This is a genomic window from Arthrobacter sp. CAN_C5 (genome assembly GCF_017875735.1).
In the GTDB taxonomy this organism is placed as follows: Bacteria; Actinomycetota; Actinomycetes; order Actinomycetales; family Micrococcaceae; genus Arthrobacter_D.
The window spans coordinates 3,760,859-3,773,700 of sequence record NZ_JAGGMZ010000001.1 but is presented as its reverse complement, the minus strand read 5'-3'; the positions used below and the strand labels follow the sequence as shown (position 1 = coordinate 3,773,700).

The following is a 12,842-nucleotide window of genomic DNA, read 5'->3' as shown; positions in this document are numbered from 1 at the left end:
CTTTTTCGTTGCCAGGAACACCCGCACCCATCCAGACTTGTGTGCCTGAAGCAACCTATTACTCTCTCAGAGAATTTCCTGTGAACCACACCACAAGCGGTGGTACAGATAGGTCCATGACTTCCGAATCGGCTCCGAACACCACCGCTTTGCCCGAGACCCCCTTCCACGATCTGGATCACTTCATCGCGATCCCCCGGCTGGGAGGATTGGCTATCAGTCCCGACGGCTCCCGGCTGGTGACGACCGTCGCGACGCTGAACCACAAGAAGACCGAGTACAAGACGGCGCTGTGGGAGCTCGACCCGACCAGTGAAAAGCCCGCCCGGCGCCTGACCCGCAGCAGCAAAGGCGAGTCGGGGGCAGCGTTCCTGGCCAGCGGAGATCTCCTGTTCACCTCCACCCGACCCGACCCGGACAGCAGCGCTTCGGACGCCGGCAAGGACGCCACCAATGCGCTCTGGCGGCTCCCTGCGGCCGGTGGGGAGGCGCGGGTGGTGCTGTCACGTCCGGGTGGCGTCAGCGGCATCCTCACGCCCCGGCACGCCGAGGGGGCGGTCATCATCGCCGACGTTCTGGCGGGCTCAACCGACGAAACGGACGACGGCGAACGCCGGACCGTCCGCAAGGACGCTTCGGTAGCAGCCATCCTCCACTCCGGCTATCCGGTCCGCTACTGGGACGCCGACCTGGGACCCGCCGAGCCGCGCTATTTCGCCCTCGAGGCTGACGCTTCGAACGAGCGCCTTCCCTCAACCGTCGACGCCAGCGCTCAGGCCCGGCTGCGCGACCTCACGCCCGCTGCGGGGCAGGCGCTCCGTAACGCCGCCCAGGTGGTCAGCCCGGATGGGTCAGTCGTGATCACCTCCCTCAGTGTCCCCACGGGGCTCGGCAGCCTCCGCAGCGTCCTGGCACGCATCGAGGTCCGGACCGGCGAACGAGCTATCATCCTCGATGATCCCGGCTACGATTTCTCCCCTGGACCGATCAGCCCCGACGGGACCACGCTGGTGGTCCACCGTGCCCGGCGGACCACCGCCAGCGTGTCGGCGCAGCAGACCCTTGGCCTGCTTCCCGTTGCGGGTGGAGAGCTCACCGACCTAGCCGCCGACTGGGACCGCTGGCCAGCCCCCGCAGCCTGGCTGCCGGACGGCAGCGCGCTGCTCGCCACCGCAGACGAGGAGGGCGCGTCACCCGTGTTCAGGATCGCTGTTGATTCCGGCGAGGTGACCCGGGTGACCGGTGATAACGCCTCCTACACCAACGTGGTCCTGTCGCCCGACGGCGGTACGGCCTACGCGCTGCGCAGCTCCTATGAGTTCCCCGCCGAGGTTGTCAGGATCGACCTCTCCAGCTCGACGGTAGTGGCACTGAGCGGACCGGTGGAGCGGCCAGCGCTCCCAGGGCGGCTGGAACGGGTGGAGACGACCGCCGAAGACGGCCAGAAAATCGGATCCTGGCTGGTCCTCCCGGAGGACGCCAGCGCAGCCACACCAGCGCCGCTGCTGCTCTGGATCCATGGCGGCCCGCTCGGCTCCTGGAACGCCTGGACCTGGCGTTGGTCCCCGTGGCTGCTCGCAGCCCAGGGCTACGCCGTGCTTCTCCCCGACCCCGCCCTGTCGACCGGGTACGGACAGCACATGATCGACCGGGGCTGGGGTCAGTGGGGCAAGGCGCCCTACACCGACCTGATGGCCGCCACCGACGACGTCGTATCCCGTCCCGACATCGACGAGACCCGCACCGCGGCGATGGGTGGATCCTTTGGCGGCTATATGGCCAACTGGATTGCCGGGCACACCGACAGGTTCACCGCGATCGTCACCCACGCCAGCCTGTGGGCGCTCGACCAGTTCGGACCGACCACTGACGCGTCCTACTACTGGGAGAAAGAAATGACGCCCAGGATGGCGTCGGAGAACTCACCCCACCACCACGTCGACCGCATCGCCACGCCCATGCTCGTGATTCACGGCGACAAAGACTACCGGGTTCCCATTGGGGAGGGCCTGCGGCTCTGGTATGAGCTGCTGTCCAAATCCCAGCTGGCGGTCGACGAGGAAGGCAGGACCGAACACCGCTTCCTGTACTTCCCCGACGAAAACCACTGGATCCTCAAACCGCAGCACGCGAAGGTCTGGTACGGCGTCGTTGAGCACTTCCTGGCGCACCATTTACTGGGCAGGGATCTGCAACTGCCGCGGGAGCTCGGTCTGTAGCAGTACCGGCGCCGCTAGACTTCGGTAGTGAATTCTTCCTTCAGGATCCGGCCCGCCCGCACCGCCGACGTCCCAGCGATCAAGGCACTGGTGGCGCCGCTGGCCGACAACCGGGTGCTGATGGCCAAGGAGACGGTCGCCTATTACGAGGGTCTGCAGGAATTCCGCATTGCCGAGGACGACGACGGCGTCCTCGGCTGCGGCGCACTGCACGTCATGTGGGAGGACCTGGCGGAGATCCGCACCCTCGCCACGTCGCGCGCCGCACAGGGCCGCGGTGTCGGCACCGCGCTGGTGGAGTGGCTGCTCGCCGATGCCCTCGACCTCGGCGTCGAACGTGTCTTCTGCCTGACCTTCGAAGTGAAGTTCTTCCAACGCCAGGGATTCCAGGTGATGGCGGATCAATCAGCGGTGGACCCCACGGTCTATTCGGAGCTCCTCCGCTCCCACGACGAGGGCGTGGCGGAGTTCCTCGACCTCGCCAGGGTTAAACCCAACACCCTTGGCAACACGCGGATGATCCGTCAGCTCGGGAATCAACCGGCGGCAAAGGTGGCATCCCGGCCCGTGGATAGATAAGCTAAGGGGGCTTGGCATCTATGACGATGCGACAAGCGGATCCCGAAACCGGGGTCCAACCGAGCGAAAGTAGGTCACACTATGGGTGCAGACGACAAGGCAGCAAACTCCGGCGAGAAGCTGGGCGGCAAGATCAAAGAAGGCGTTGGCAAGCTCACCGGCAACGAAAAGATGGAAGCCGACGGTCACAAAGACCAGGCCTCGGGCGACATCAAGAATGCTGGCGAGAACGTCAAGGACGTTTTCAAGGGTGACAACCGCTAGTTCTGGTCCGCGCCGGTATCCGCAAGACTATTAATTGTCGGCGGAAGCCAAATCGAGGATTCTCCCTGTGGGAGGGGCCGAGCTGTTTCAGCTCGGGGCCCCTCCCACAGTCAGTTAAACGTCCAGGTACCTGCGCCGGCACGCCAGTGCCTTCACCTGAGCTGGACCAGTAGTTGCCCCTATAGGCAAGGGGTTGGGCTGAGGGTAGGGTTCAGACAAGCCCAGCAGGTCCGGCGGGCCCGTCAAACCCAAGATATCCATGCCCGTTCACCGAGGAGCCGCCATGAAAAAGCTAATCAACGATCCCAGACAGGTGGTCACTGAGTCAGTGGAAGGGTTCGGGGCTGCGCACGCGGACCTGGTCAGGGTCCACCCGGATCCCCTGTTTATCACCCGCCGTGACGCGCCCCGTCAGGGAAAGGTGGGACTGGTCTCGGGTGGTGGCAGCGGCCACGAACCCCTGCATGCCGGGTATGTGGGGATGGGCATGCTCGATGCCGCGGTGCCGGGCGCGATGTTTACCTCCCCGACACCCGACCAGATCCTCCCCGCCACCACGGCCGTCGATGGTGGGGCGGGAGTGCTGCACATCGTCAAGAACTACACCGGCGACGTCCTCAATTTCGAGACTGCAGCGGAACTGGCGGAAGCCGAGGGAGTCACGGTCCGGTCCGTCCTGGTGAACGACGACGTCGCCGTTGAGGACTCGCTGTACACCGCGGGCCGTCGTGGGGTTGGCGGCACGGTACTGGTCGAGCGAATTGCCGGTGGCGCAGCGGAACGGGGCGACACCCTCGACGCTGTAACTGCGGTGGCCCAGCGGGTCATCGACAATGTCAGGTCAATGGGGGTGGCCCTGGCCGCCTGCACCGTCCCGCACGCCGGTCAGCCGAGCTTCGAGCTCACGGACGAGGAGATCGAGATCGGGATTGGCATCCACGGGGAACCGGGCCGGCACCGGATCGCGATGGAGCCCGCCGACGGGATCACCGGGCGGCTGATGGAGCCGATTCTCTCAGACCTCGGGGTGGGCAGCGGTGAGCGCGTCCTGCTGTTCGTCAACGGGATGGGGGGCACTCCGGCGAGCGAGCTGTACATCGTCTACCGCCGGGCCCGCCAGTTGCTCGAGGAACGCGGGATCGTCGTCGAACGCTCACTGGTGGGCAACTACATCACGGCACTGGAAATGCAGGGCGCCTCCATCAGCGTGCTGCGCCTGGACGACGAGATGGTCGAGCTGTGGGACTCCCCGGTCCGGACCGCCGCACTCCGCTGGGGGGTCTAGGGTGGCCGAAGGAGCTGCCACCCTCACTACGGTATGGGTGGTGGATTGGCTGCGGGAAAGTGCGCGGGTGATCGGCGAACACCGCCAGGAGCTCATCGACCTGGACCGTGCGATCGGCGACGCTGATCACGGAGAAAATCTGGATCGCGGCTTTTCTGCCGTTCTGGCGAAGCTTGACGGGGCCGACCCCGGTACCCCGGCGGCCATGCTGAAGCTGGCCGCGATGACCCTGATGTCCTCGGTCGGCGGTGCCGCCGGCCCGCTGTACGGGACGGCGTTCCTGCGAGCCGCCACCTCACTGGGAGATACCGAGCAGATCGGGCCCGACGACGTCGTCGGGCTGTTGACCGCCGCCAGGGACGGGGTGGTAGCCCGCGGGAAGGCTGAGCCAGGCGACAAGACGATGGTTGATGCGTGGACTCCCGCCGTGGAGGCGGCGGGAACAGCGGCGATGGCCGGAGCGTCAGTGGTCGAGGTGCTAGCGGCGGCAGCCAACGCAGCCAACGCCGGTGCCACCGCCACCGAACCACTGATCGCCCGGAAAGGGCGGGCAAGCTACCTGGGCGAACGCAGCGCCGGGCATCTTGATCCCGGCGCGGTCTCCACCGGGTTGATCCTGCAGGCTGCAGTCGATGCTGCGGGAGGGCAGCCGTGAACGTCGGCCTGGTCATCGTGTCGCATAGCTCGAAGATCGCTGAGGGGGTGTGTGATCTGTCCCGGCAGATGGCATCCGACGTCGAACTGGTACCTGCAGGAGGGGTCGAGGACGCTGAAGGGAAGTCGCGGATCGGGACCAGTTTTGAGAAGGTGCTGGCAGCGATTTCAGCCGCGGACAGCGGTGCGGGGGTCGTGGTGCTGACTGACCTGGGGTCAGCAGTGATGACCGCTGAGATGGTACTGGAGTTTATCGACAATGACCAACGGGGGAGGGTACGGCTGGCCCGCGCCGCCCTGGTCGAGGGGGCGGTCGCCGCGGCCGTCGAAGCCCAGACCGGTGCCGACGCCGATCAGGTGGTCCGTGCGGCCGAGGCAGCAGTGGTGGCCCTGGATCCGGTTGCCCTTGAGCCTTTCGTCAGCCATGCAGCCGCTGCCCCGGGGGACGTGCAGGCGGGTTCGGCCGTCACCGAGGGGGAGCCCGTTGAAGGGTCCTGGGAGCTGCCGAACCCCATGGGGCTCCACGCACGGCCGGCTGCCACCCTCGCCCGAATGATGAGCGAACTGGACGCTGAGGTGAGTGTGAACGGCGTCGACGCGAAATCGGTGATGCTCCTGATGAGCCTGGGGCTGGGGCAGGGCAAGGTCCTGACCGCGTCTGCGGCCGGTCCGGACGCGCAGAAGGCGATCGACCAGATCGGCAGCGAAGTCACCAGCGGATTCGGTGAACTGGCCGCAGGGTAGGGCACAGCTAGCGGGGGAGCGCGATCCCCTCAGGAGTTTCACGCGCCAGGCCGTCCTTCACCAGGCCGGTCAGCGACCTTTCCAGCTGGTCCGTGGGCGCGTTCAGCCGGTGCAGTTTCAGCAGCGGTGACACGGGGACACCGGGTCCCGCATTGAGGGTCAGGTCCACGGGCTCAGCGACGAGTAACTCCCGGATCACCGGTCCGGCCGCGTCCCGGAGCACCCCCATCATCGCCCCCCGCACCTGGCGGTCGGTACCTGCCCACGCCTGACCCTTGGGCACATACAGCGGTTCCGGGCGGCCAGCTGCCACCCACGCACAGCTCTCAAGCACCGGGCACTGTTCGCATTTCGGGGACCGGGCGGTGCACACCAGCGCACCGAGTTCCATCACCGCGGCGTTCCAGCGCACGGAACGGGCGTCGTCGTCGGGCATTAGTCCTGCGGCACGCCGCATTTCGGCGGCCGTAAGGGCTGGCGCAGGTAACGCTTCGCCGCCTATCAGGCGGGCGTGCACCCGGCGGATGTTGGTGTCCACCACGGTCTCCCGTTTCCCGAAGGCAAATGCCGCGATCGCTGCCGCGGTGTAGGTGCCAACCCCGGGGAGGGTCAGCAACTCGTCATAGGTATCGGGGACCTCACCGTGATGGCGCTCCACGATTGTGTGGGCGGCTCCATGCAGGCGGAGAGCCCGCCGTGGATAACCCAGCCTGCCCCAGTTCCGTACTGCCTCGCCAGGGCCCGCCGCCGAAAGATCAGCAGGGGTGGGCCACCGGGACATCCACTCGGTAAAGACCGGCAGTACCCGCACCACGGGCGTCTGCTGCAGCATGAATTCGCTCACCATGACGGCCCACGGGGTGCGGGTGGGCCCGCGCCAGGGCAGGTTTCGGGCTTCGGCATCGAACCACTCGATGATGCGCTGATGCAGCCGGGCAGGTGACACCGGATCCATTAACCCTCCTGTTAGTTGACCATCAATACTGTACTGACCGGCGTGGTGTGACAGGTATCCGGGTCCGGGGTCCCTAGCCTTAAGGCATGGATTCGCAGGGGGATACTTCGCGGGACGGCACGCCACGGGTCAGCCCCCGGGTTTATCACCGGCGCAGAATCGCCGTGCTGATCCTGGCCCTCCTGGTGGTTGGCGCCCTGGTGTGGGCCGGAATCGTGATCGCCGGGCTGATCGGCGGCGACCAGAACGGCGAAGCTGCACCCGCCCCCACAGCTGCCCCGTCCGCTGCGCCCGCAACCCCTACCCCGGCGGCAGCCGAGTCGACCGGGCCCGCCGAGACTTCCGAGCCGACCGAAGAGCCATCCGCGTCCCCCTCCCCGACGGAGGACGCCTGCGCGGAAGCCCAGGTGGAGGTCGCTGCGTCCACTGATGCTGAGGCCTACGAGCCGGAGCGGAACCCAGTACTCACGCTGACGGTTTCCAACACCGGGGACGAGGCCTGCCCGGTTAATGTGGGCACCTCGCAGATGGAATTCCTGGTCACCAGCGGAGAGAACCGGGTTTTCTCCTCAGCCGACTGCCAGGAGGGTGCGGAGGATCTCATCCGCGAGATACCGGCCGGCGGTTCGGAAGAGGCGAACTTCACCTGGGAACGGATCCGCAGCTTACCCGGCTGTGAGACGGTCGAAGCGACCCCCGCCCCGGGTTCCTATGACCTGACGGTATCCCTCGGAGACAGGACCAGCGACGCGTCGACCTTCGAACTGCAGTAGCGTCCCCACCGCGGTCTCTAACGAACCGGTCGCCTGAACGCCGATTGGCTTGACGAACCGGCTGCCTACATAAAGCGGTCGAGCAGGCTCGTCTCGGCGATCCGGGAGAGCCCTTCCCGGACCGTGCGCGCCCGCTGCTCGCCGATGCCATCCACGGCCATCAGGTCCTCGATGTTCGCGGCCATCAGGTTCTGCAGGCCCCCGAAATGGTCGACCAGCCGGTTGGCGACGGCAGGCGGGACAGCCTTGATTCCCGAGACCAGCCGGAAACCCCTGGGCTGCACCACCGCGTCGAGTGAGTCGATCGAGGGGTTGAACCCGACGACGCTGGCGATCGTGCCCAGGTCGATCAATTCCGTCGAGCTGAACCCCCGCAGCGTGGCGAGCTGTTCCTCCACGACCGGCGTCGCCACCCCTATGTCCAGGTAGTCCCTGAGCACCAGTTCGCTGCCTGGTCCGAGCCCGGTCGTCAGCTCCTCGACCTGCAGGGTAAGCAGCCGGCCGTCCACACCGAGCTCGAGCACATACTGCGAGATTTCCTCGGAAATTCGTCTGACCATTTCCTGGCGCTGCAGTGTCACCGCCACATCGCGCACCGTGACCATCGCCTCGATCTCCAGCGCCGACAGGGACCCGGTGACCTGGTCCAGGCGGGCACGGTAACGCTCGAGGGTGGCGAGGGCCTGGTTGGCGCGTGCGAGGACCGGTTCTGAGCCTTCCAGCACGTGCCGGAGGCCGTTGATGTACAGGGCAATAATCTGCATTGACTGGCTGACGGAAATCACCGGGAGCCCGGTTTGGATCGCCACCCGCTCGGCGGTCCGGTGCCGCGTCCCCGACTCCTGGGTGTCGATGGTGTGGTCCGGGACCAGTTGCACGGCGGCCCGCAGGATGTTGCTCGCGTCCTTGTCGCAGACGATCGCGCCGTCCATCTTCGCGAGCTCCCGCAGCCTGGTGGGGGAGAAAGTGATCCCGATGTCGAACCCGCCGGAACAGATCGAATCCACCGTCCGGTCAAAGCCGAGCACAATCAGTGCCCCGGTGCGCCCACGAAGGATACGCTCCAGTCCGTCCCGCAGTGCGGTGCCGGGCGCAACGCGCGCCAGGGTGGCCTTCAACGCGTCCTCTGGACTGCGAACCATTGCCACTTCCTTCCGGCTACCGGCATTGCCAGCCGGAATCCGGATGCGCAAGGCCCTGCCGCGCAGACACCAGCGCAGCCGTTCCAATCCTAGTGGGAACGCTGCCTAAACCCGGATACCGGTTAGCTGCGCAAATTCGTAACGGTTGGTCGGTCTGGGCTTCTCTAAAACAACAACTCGAGGGCCTGAGTCAGGGTTGAGACCTCGTGGACCGTGAAACCGGCGGGCACCCTGCCTGGCCCGTTGGGGGATGCTGGCACCACCGCGTGGGTGAAGCCGAGCCGCTCCGCCTCCTGCACCCGCTGGGCGATCCCTGGCACCGGCCGGACCTCACCGGCAAGCCCCACCTCGCCGAACGCGATCAGCCGTGCGGCAAGCGGCTGGTTCGTCTTCGCGGACGCGATCGCCAACGCAACCGCCAGATCGGTGGCCGGCTCACTGAGTTTGACCCCGCCGACCGTCGCCACATAGCTGTCATCCTTATGCAGGCTTAGCGACGCGCGCCGCTGCAGCACCGCCAGCAGCATCGCAACGCGCGAACTGTCGAGCCCGCTGGTGGCGCGTCGGGGTTGTGAGTTTGAGGACTCGGCAAGCAGGGCCTGCACCTCGGCCAGCAACGGCCGGCGTCCCTCGAGGGTCACCGTAATGCAGGTGCCGGAAACCGGGTCCTTGGTGCGTGAGACAAACAGGCCGCTGGGGTCGGCGAGGCCCTCGACCCCGGTCTCGGTGAGGTCGAAACACCCCACCTCGTCGGTGGGCCCGTAACGGTTCTTGATGGCCCGCATCAGCCGGAGCCGCGAATGGCGGTCGCCCTCAAACTGGCACACCACATCCACCAGGTGTTCCAGCAGGCGCGGGCCCGCGATCGAGCCGTCCTTGGTGACATGGCCCACCAGGATGGTGGTCATGCCCCGGGTCTTCGCGGCGGCAATCAACGACGCCGCCACCTCCCGGACCTGGGTCACGCCACCGGCGGTGCCGTCCACCGCTGAACTGCTCAGGGTCTGAACGGAGTCGACGATCAGCAGGGACGGCGACAACCGCTCCACCTGACCGAGGGCCTGGCCGAGGTCGGACTCGGCGGTCAGGTACAGGGTTTCGGCAAGGGCTCCGATCCGCTCAGCCCGCAGTTTCACCTGGGCTGAGGACTCCTCGCCCGTAATGTAGAGGACATCTTTGCCAAGTCGTGCAACCCGAGCCGCTACGTCGAGCACCAGAGTGGACTTGCCCACCCCGGGTTCCCCGGCGAGGAGGATTACCGCCCCAGGCACGAGGCCGCCACCGAGCACCCGGTCCAGCTCGCCGATCTGGGTGGGCTGGTAGGAGGCAGCGCTGGCATCGATCTCCGCGATTTTCAGGGCGGGGGAGGCAACCGTGACTGCCGCCGTCGTCCGTGCCACTACCTGGCCGGTCTCCTCGACCGTGCCCCAGGCCTGGCATTCCCCGCACCGGCCAACCCATTTGGCGGTGGTCCACCCGCATTCACCGCACCGGTAGGCGGGAGCAGAGGTGCGTGCCGGGCGTGCTGTCTTTGTTGCCATGGTCTCTAACGTACCGGCGGGCGACGACAGTGACCGGCACAAACACTGCGGCTGGCCGTCGCTTTGATCAGGCTCACAGCCGGGGCAGGTACCCGGCGGCCTCGTCGTGGGGCAGACCGGTCGCTTCCAGCAGGTCGACGATCAGCGGGCGGAACAGCAGGACCAGCCCCTCGCCTTCGAGCCGCTGGATGCTCAGCAGCTTCGGGTGCAGCATGGTGGCGACGGCTGCAAGGTCTTCCCTCGCCTGCCGGAGGGACAGCTCACGTTCCTGCGCACCGGACGCGGAGAGGGCACGCCCCAGCACGTCAACGGCGTCGGCGGTGTCCTCGATGACCTGCGACAGTTCCTGCACTGCCTCATCGGTGAGTGCCGCATGGTTGATGACTGAGGTCAGCCGCCGGGTGAACACGCGACTATTCCGGACGGCAAGGTCAATCGATTCGATCGACCCTCTGAGTTCGCCCAGCTCAAGGCGGTGCCGACGGTAGGCGGGGGACAGCCGCGCCACCTCCTGGGCCGCACCCATGCTCCCGGACAGCCCCTCCATCAGAGGCTGGCAGTTCCGTGCCTTGATCAGGGCATGCCAGGCGAGTGTCGGGTCGCTGCGGGTCAGTGCCGTCGCGGATTCCCGCAGCACGTCCGAGAGCTCACCCAGCAGCTCCCGCACATTGGTCTTGGGCTCCTTCCTCGGATCCTTCGGGGCCAGCACCACTATCACCAGGGCGAAAAGGCCCCCGACGATCGCGTCGACGCTGCGCGTGAACGGACCGCCGTCGGGCGCCGGCAACAGCACCACCAGCAGCGACTGCAGGCCCAGCTGTGTGGTGAAAATGGTGCCGCTGTCCAGGAACCGTGCCAGCAGGATCGAAATGAAGAGTACGACGGCGGCCTGCCAGATCCCGGTGCCGAACAAAGCCAGCAGCACATCACCCAGGGCAATGCCGAGGGTGCAGCCCACTCCCACTTCAAGCACGCGACGCAGGCGCGGGTCGCGGGTGAAGCCGAGCGCGATCATCGACGAGGTTGCTGCGAACAGCGGACCGTCGTGCCCGAGCACCCGCTCAGCGAACACGTACGCACCAACCGCGCAGACCGTCATCTGAATGGCCGGGATCAGTGAGTTGGCGCTGCGCCGGAAACCCACCCGCGTCCGATTGCGAAGAAAGGAGCGGGCTCGCGAGGTGAGTGGGGGCCGCGACATGGAACCCAGCCTAGCCCCGTTCCCCGGGTGCGGGGCTCCGACCCGGGAAGAGGATCCACACAGCATCGGAGGCGCTTTGGCAATACCACCGGGCGGCCAGATCGTAACTGTACGTTTCCCGTTCACCCTCCGTTCACTTTCGTCAGTCAGTCTCTTTACCTGGGGCGCCTAGCTTGAATCAGGTACGCACACCGGACTGTCCAACTTTCCGGCCTCAATGGTGCTTCACGGCATCGATTTTCGACTCCCTGGAAGGGGCAACATCAAGTGAAGGTTCTTCGCTTTGGCCGCGCAGCGGCAGTAATCTCCGTCGCCGCGCTCGCATTGACCGCCTGCGGCACCGACAGTGCAACCGATGCGCCGGCAGAGACCACCGGGGACAACGGCTCGGTGGAGAGCACAGTCACCGGCACGCTGACCGGCTCGGGCGCTTCCTCCCAGGGTGCGGCGATGACCGCATGGCAGTCCGGTTTCACGACCGCTAACCCTGACGCAACTGTCCAGTATTCACCCGATGGATCAGGCGCTGGCCGTGAGGCATTCCTTGGCGGCGGTGTGCAGTTCGCTGGTTCGGATGCCTACCTCGACGAGGAAGAACACGCTACAGCCCAGGAAGTGTGCGGGCCAGAGGGCGCGTTCAACGTCCCTGCCTACATTGCCCCAATTGCTGTGGCCTTCAACCTGCCCGGCGTTGATGAGCTGAACATGGACGCCGAGACCATCGCCTCGGTATTCCGCGGTGACATCGCCAATTGGAATGATGAGGCAATCGCCTCCCAGAACGAGGGAGTGGAACTTCCCGATCTGGCCATCACTGTTGTTCACCGCAGCGACGAGTCGGGTACCACTGAGAACTTTGTGGACTACCTTTCTGTTGCAGCGCCTGACGTGTGGACCGATGAGGTCTCGGGTGAATGGCCTGCCGAGATCGTTGCCGAGAACGCCCAGGGCACCAACGGTGTAGTTTCCACCACGTCGGGCACCGAAGGCGCAATCACCTACACCGATGCTTCGGCAGTCGGCGACCTGGGTCAGGTCCTGGTCCAGGTGGGCGAAGAGTATGTTGCGCTCACCCCGGAGGCGGCGTCACGTGCTGTTGAGGTTGCCGAACCAGCCGAGGTGGAGGGCGCTCCCGAGGTCGACATGTCCTACAACCTCACCAGGGATACAACTGAGTCCGGTGCGTACCCCATCGTGCTGATCTCCTACCACGTCTACTGCGCTACCTACGAAGACCAGGAGACAGTCGACCTCGTCAAGGCCTTTGGCTCCTATGTGATCAGCGAAGACGGCCAGGCCGACTCCGCCGATTCGGCTGGAAACGCCCCAATCTCCGAGGGACTGCGCGAGCAGGCCCAGGCCGCTATCGACTCGATCGCGGTTGCTTCCTAGCATGCTCCGGTTGCCCCGCCCGGTCTTCAATAGACCGGGCGGGGCTGTCCTTTGCACTCGGCCGTTAGGCTAATGTGCAGATATCTCCACCGC

The 12,842-nt window shown here is 66.1% G+C and carries 12 protein-coding genes; 8 read left to right on the top strand and 4 right to left on the bottom strand.

From position 1 onward, the window contains the following. Positions 1-116: 116 nt before the first annotated feature. From H4V95_RS17650 to dhaM, 6 genes are all read left to right on the top strand, one after another. Positions 117-2,219, top strand: a complete 2,103-nt coding sequence (locus H4V95_RS17650) for a prolyl oligopeptidase family serine peptidase (protein ID WP_196866736.1) — start codon at positions 117-119, stop codon at positions 2,217-2,219. 27 nt (positions 2,220-2,246) lie between these two features. Then, complete coding sequence (locus H4V95_RS17645) at positions 2,247-2,798, top strand: amino-acid N-acetyltransferase (RefSeq protein WP_209731196.1); 552 nt, start codon at positions 2,247-2,249, stop codon at positions 2,796-2,798. An 81-nt stretch (positions 2,799-2,879) separates the two neighbouring features. Continuing rightward, positions 2,880-3,062 (top strand): CsbD family protein, encoded by a 183-nt coding sequence (locus H4V95_RS17640; RefSeq protein WP_196866734.1) that lies wholly within the window; start codon positions 2,880-2,882, stop codon positions 3,060-3,062. Between the two features lie 283 nt (positions 3,063-3,345). Continuing rightward, positions 3,346-4,347, top strand: a complete 1,002-nt coding sequence (gene dhaK / locus H4V95_RS17635; RefSeq protein WP_196866733.1) for a dihydroxyacetone kinase subunit DhaK — start codon at positions 3,346-3,348, stop codon at positions 4,345-4,347. A gap of 1 nt (position 4,348) precedes the next feature. Then, entirely contained in the window at positions 4,349-5,002 is a 654-nt protein-coding gene (gene dhaL, locus H4V95_RS17630) for a dihydroxyacetone kinase subunit DhaL (protein ID WP_196866732.1), read from the top strand. Continuing rightward, positions 4,999-5,745 (top strand): dihydroxyacetone kinase phosphoryl donor subunit DhaM, encoded by a 747-nt coding sequence (dhaM, locus tag H4V95_RS17625; RefSeq protein ID WP_196866731.1) that lies wholly within the window; start codon positions 4,999-5,001, stop codon positions 5,743-5,745. Before dhaL ends, dhaM begins: the two co-directional genes overlap by 4 nt. A 7-nt stretch (positions 5,746-5,752) precedes the next feature. Here dhaM and H4V95_RS17620 read toward each other — a convergent pair whose 3' ends face one another. After that, complete coding sequence (locus H4V95_RS17620) at positions 5,753-6,700, bottom strand: A/G-specific adenine glycosylase (protein WP_196866730.1); 948 nt, start codon at positions 6,698-6,700, stop codon at positions 5,753-5,755. An 86-nt stretch (positions 6,701-6,786) separates the two neighbouring features. Between H4V95_RS17620 and H4V95_RS17615 the strand changes: the two genes are divergently transcribed. Continuing rightward, the gene (locus tag H4V95_RS17615) at positions 6,787-7,473 is read left to right on the top strand and encodes a hypothetical protein (RefSeq protein WP_196866729.1); all 687 of its coding nucleotides are present in this window, start codon (positions 6,787-6,789) and stop codon (positions 7,471-7,473) included. A gap of 65 nt (positions 7,474-7,538) precedes the next feature. Here H4V95_RS17615 and disA read toward each other — a convergent pair whose 3' ends face one another. The 3 genes from disA to H4V95_RS17600 all read right to left on the bottom strand — a co-directional run bounded on the left by disA (position 7,539) and on the right by H4V95_RS17600 (position 11,357). Further along, positions 7,539-8,615, bottom strand: coding sequence for a DNA integrity scanning diadenylate cyclase DisA (gene disA / locus H4V95_RS17610; RefSeq protein WP_196866728.1), 1,077 nt, complete (start codon positions 8,613-8,615; stop codon positions 7,539-7,541). A gap of 164 nt (positions 8,616-8,779) precedes the next feature. Beyond that, the gene (gene radA, locus H4V95_RS17605) at positions 8,780-10,156 is read right to left on the bottom strand and encodes a DNA repair protein RadA (protein ID WP_196866727.1); all 1,377 of its coding nucleotides are present in this window, start codon (positions 10,154-10,156) and stop codon (positions 8,780-8,782) included. Positions 10,157-10,229: 73 nt separating this feature from the next. Further along, a complete protein-coding gene (locus H4V95_RS17600; RefSeq protein ID WP_196866726.1) occupies positions 10,230-11,357 on the bottom strand; it encodes an aromatic acid exporter family protein in 1,128 nt (375 codons plus the stop codon). Between the two features lie 267 nt (positions 11,358-11,624). On the opposite strand from H4V95_RS17600, the gene pstS reads away from it, so the two are divergent. Continuing rightward, entirely contained in the window at positions 11,625-12,749 is a 1,125-nt protein-coding gene (gene pstS / locus H4V95_RS17595; RefSeq protein WP_196866725.1) for a phosphate ABC transporter substrate-binding protein PstS, read from the top strand. Positions 12,750-12,842: the final 93 nt, after the last annotated feature.

Coding starts and splice junctions, on each gene's coding strand:
- H4V95_RS17650 (WP_196866736.1), top strand. CDS start 117: ATGACTTCCGAATCGGCTCCGAACACCACCGCTTTGCCCGAGACCCCC.
- H4V95_RS17640 (WP_196866734.1), top strand. CDS start 2,880: ATGGGTGCAGACGACAAGGCAGCAAACTCCGGCGAGAAGCTGGGCGGC.
- dhaK (WP_196866733.1), top strand. CDS start 3,346: ATGAAAAAGCTAATCAACGATCCCAGACAGGTGGTCACTGAGTCAGTG.
- H4V95_RS17620 (WP_196866730.1), bottom strand. CDS start 6,700: ATGGATCCGGTGTCACCTGCCCGGCTGCATCAGCGCATCATCGAGTGG.
- H4V95_RS17615 (WP_196866729.1), top strand. CDS start 6,787: ATGGATTCGCAGGGGGATACTTCGCGGGACGGCACGCCACGGGTCAGC.
- disA (WP_196866728.1), bottom strand. CDS start 8,615: ATGGTTCGCAGTCCAGAGGACGCGTTGAAGGCCACCCTGGCGCGCGTT.
- radA (WP_196866727.1), bottom strand. CDS start 10,156: ATGGCAACAAAGACAGCACGCCCGGCACGCACCTCTGCTCCCGCCTAC.
- H4V95_RS17600 (WP_196866726.1), bottom strand. CDS start 11,357: ATGTCGCGGCCCCCACTCACCTCGCGAGCCCGCTCCTTTCTTCGCAAT.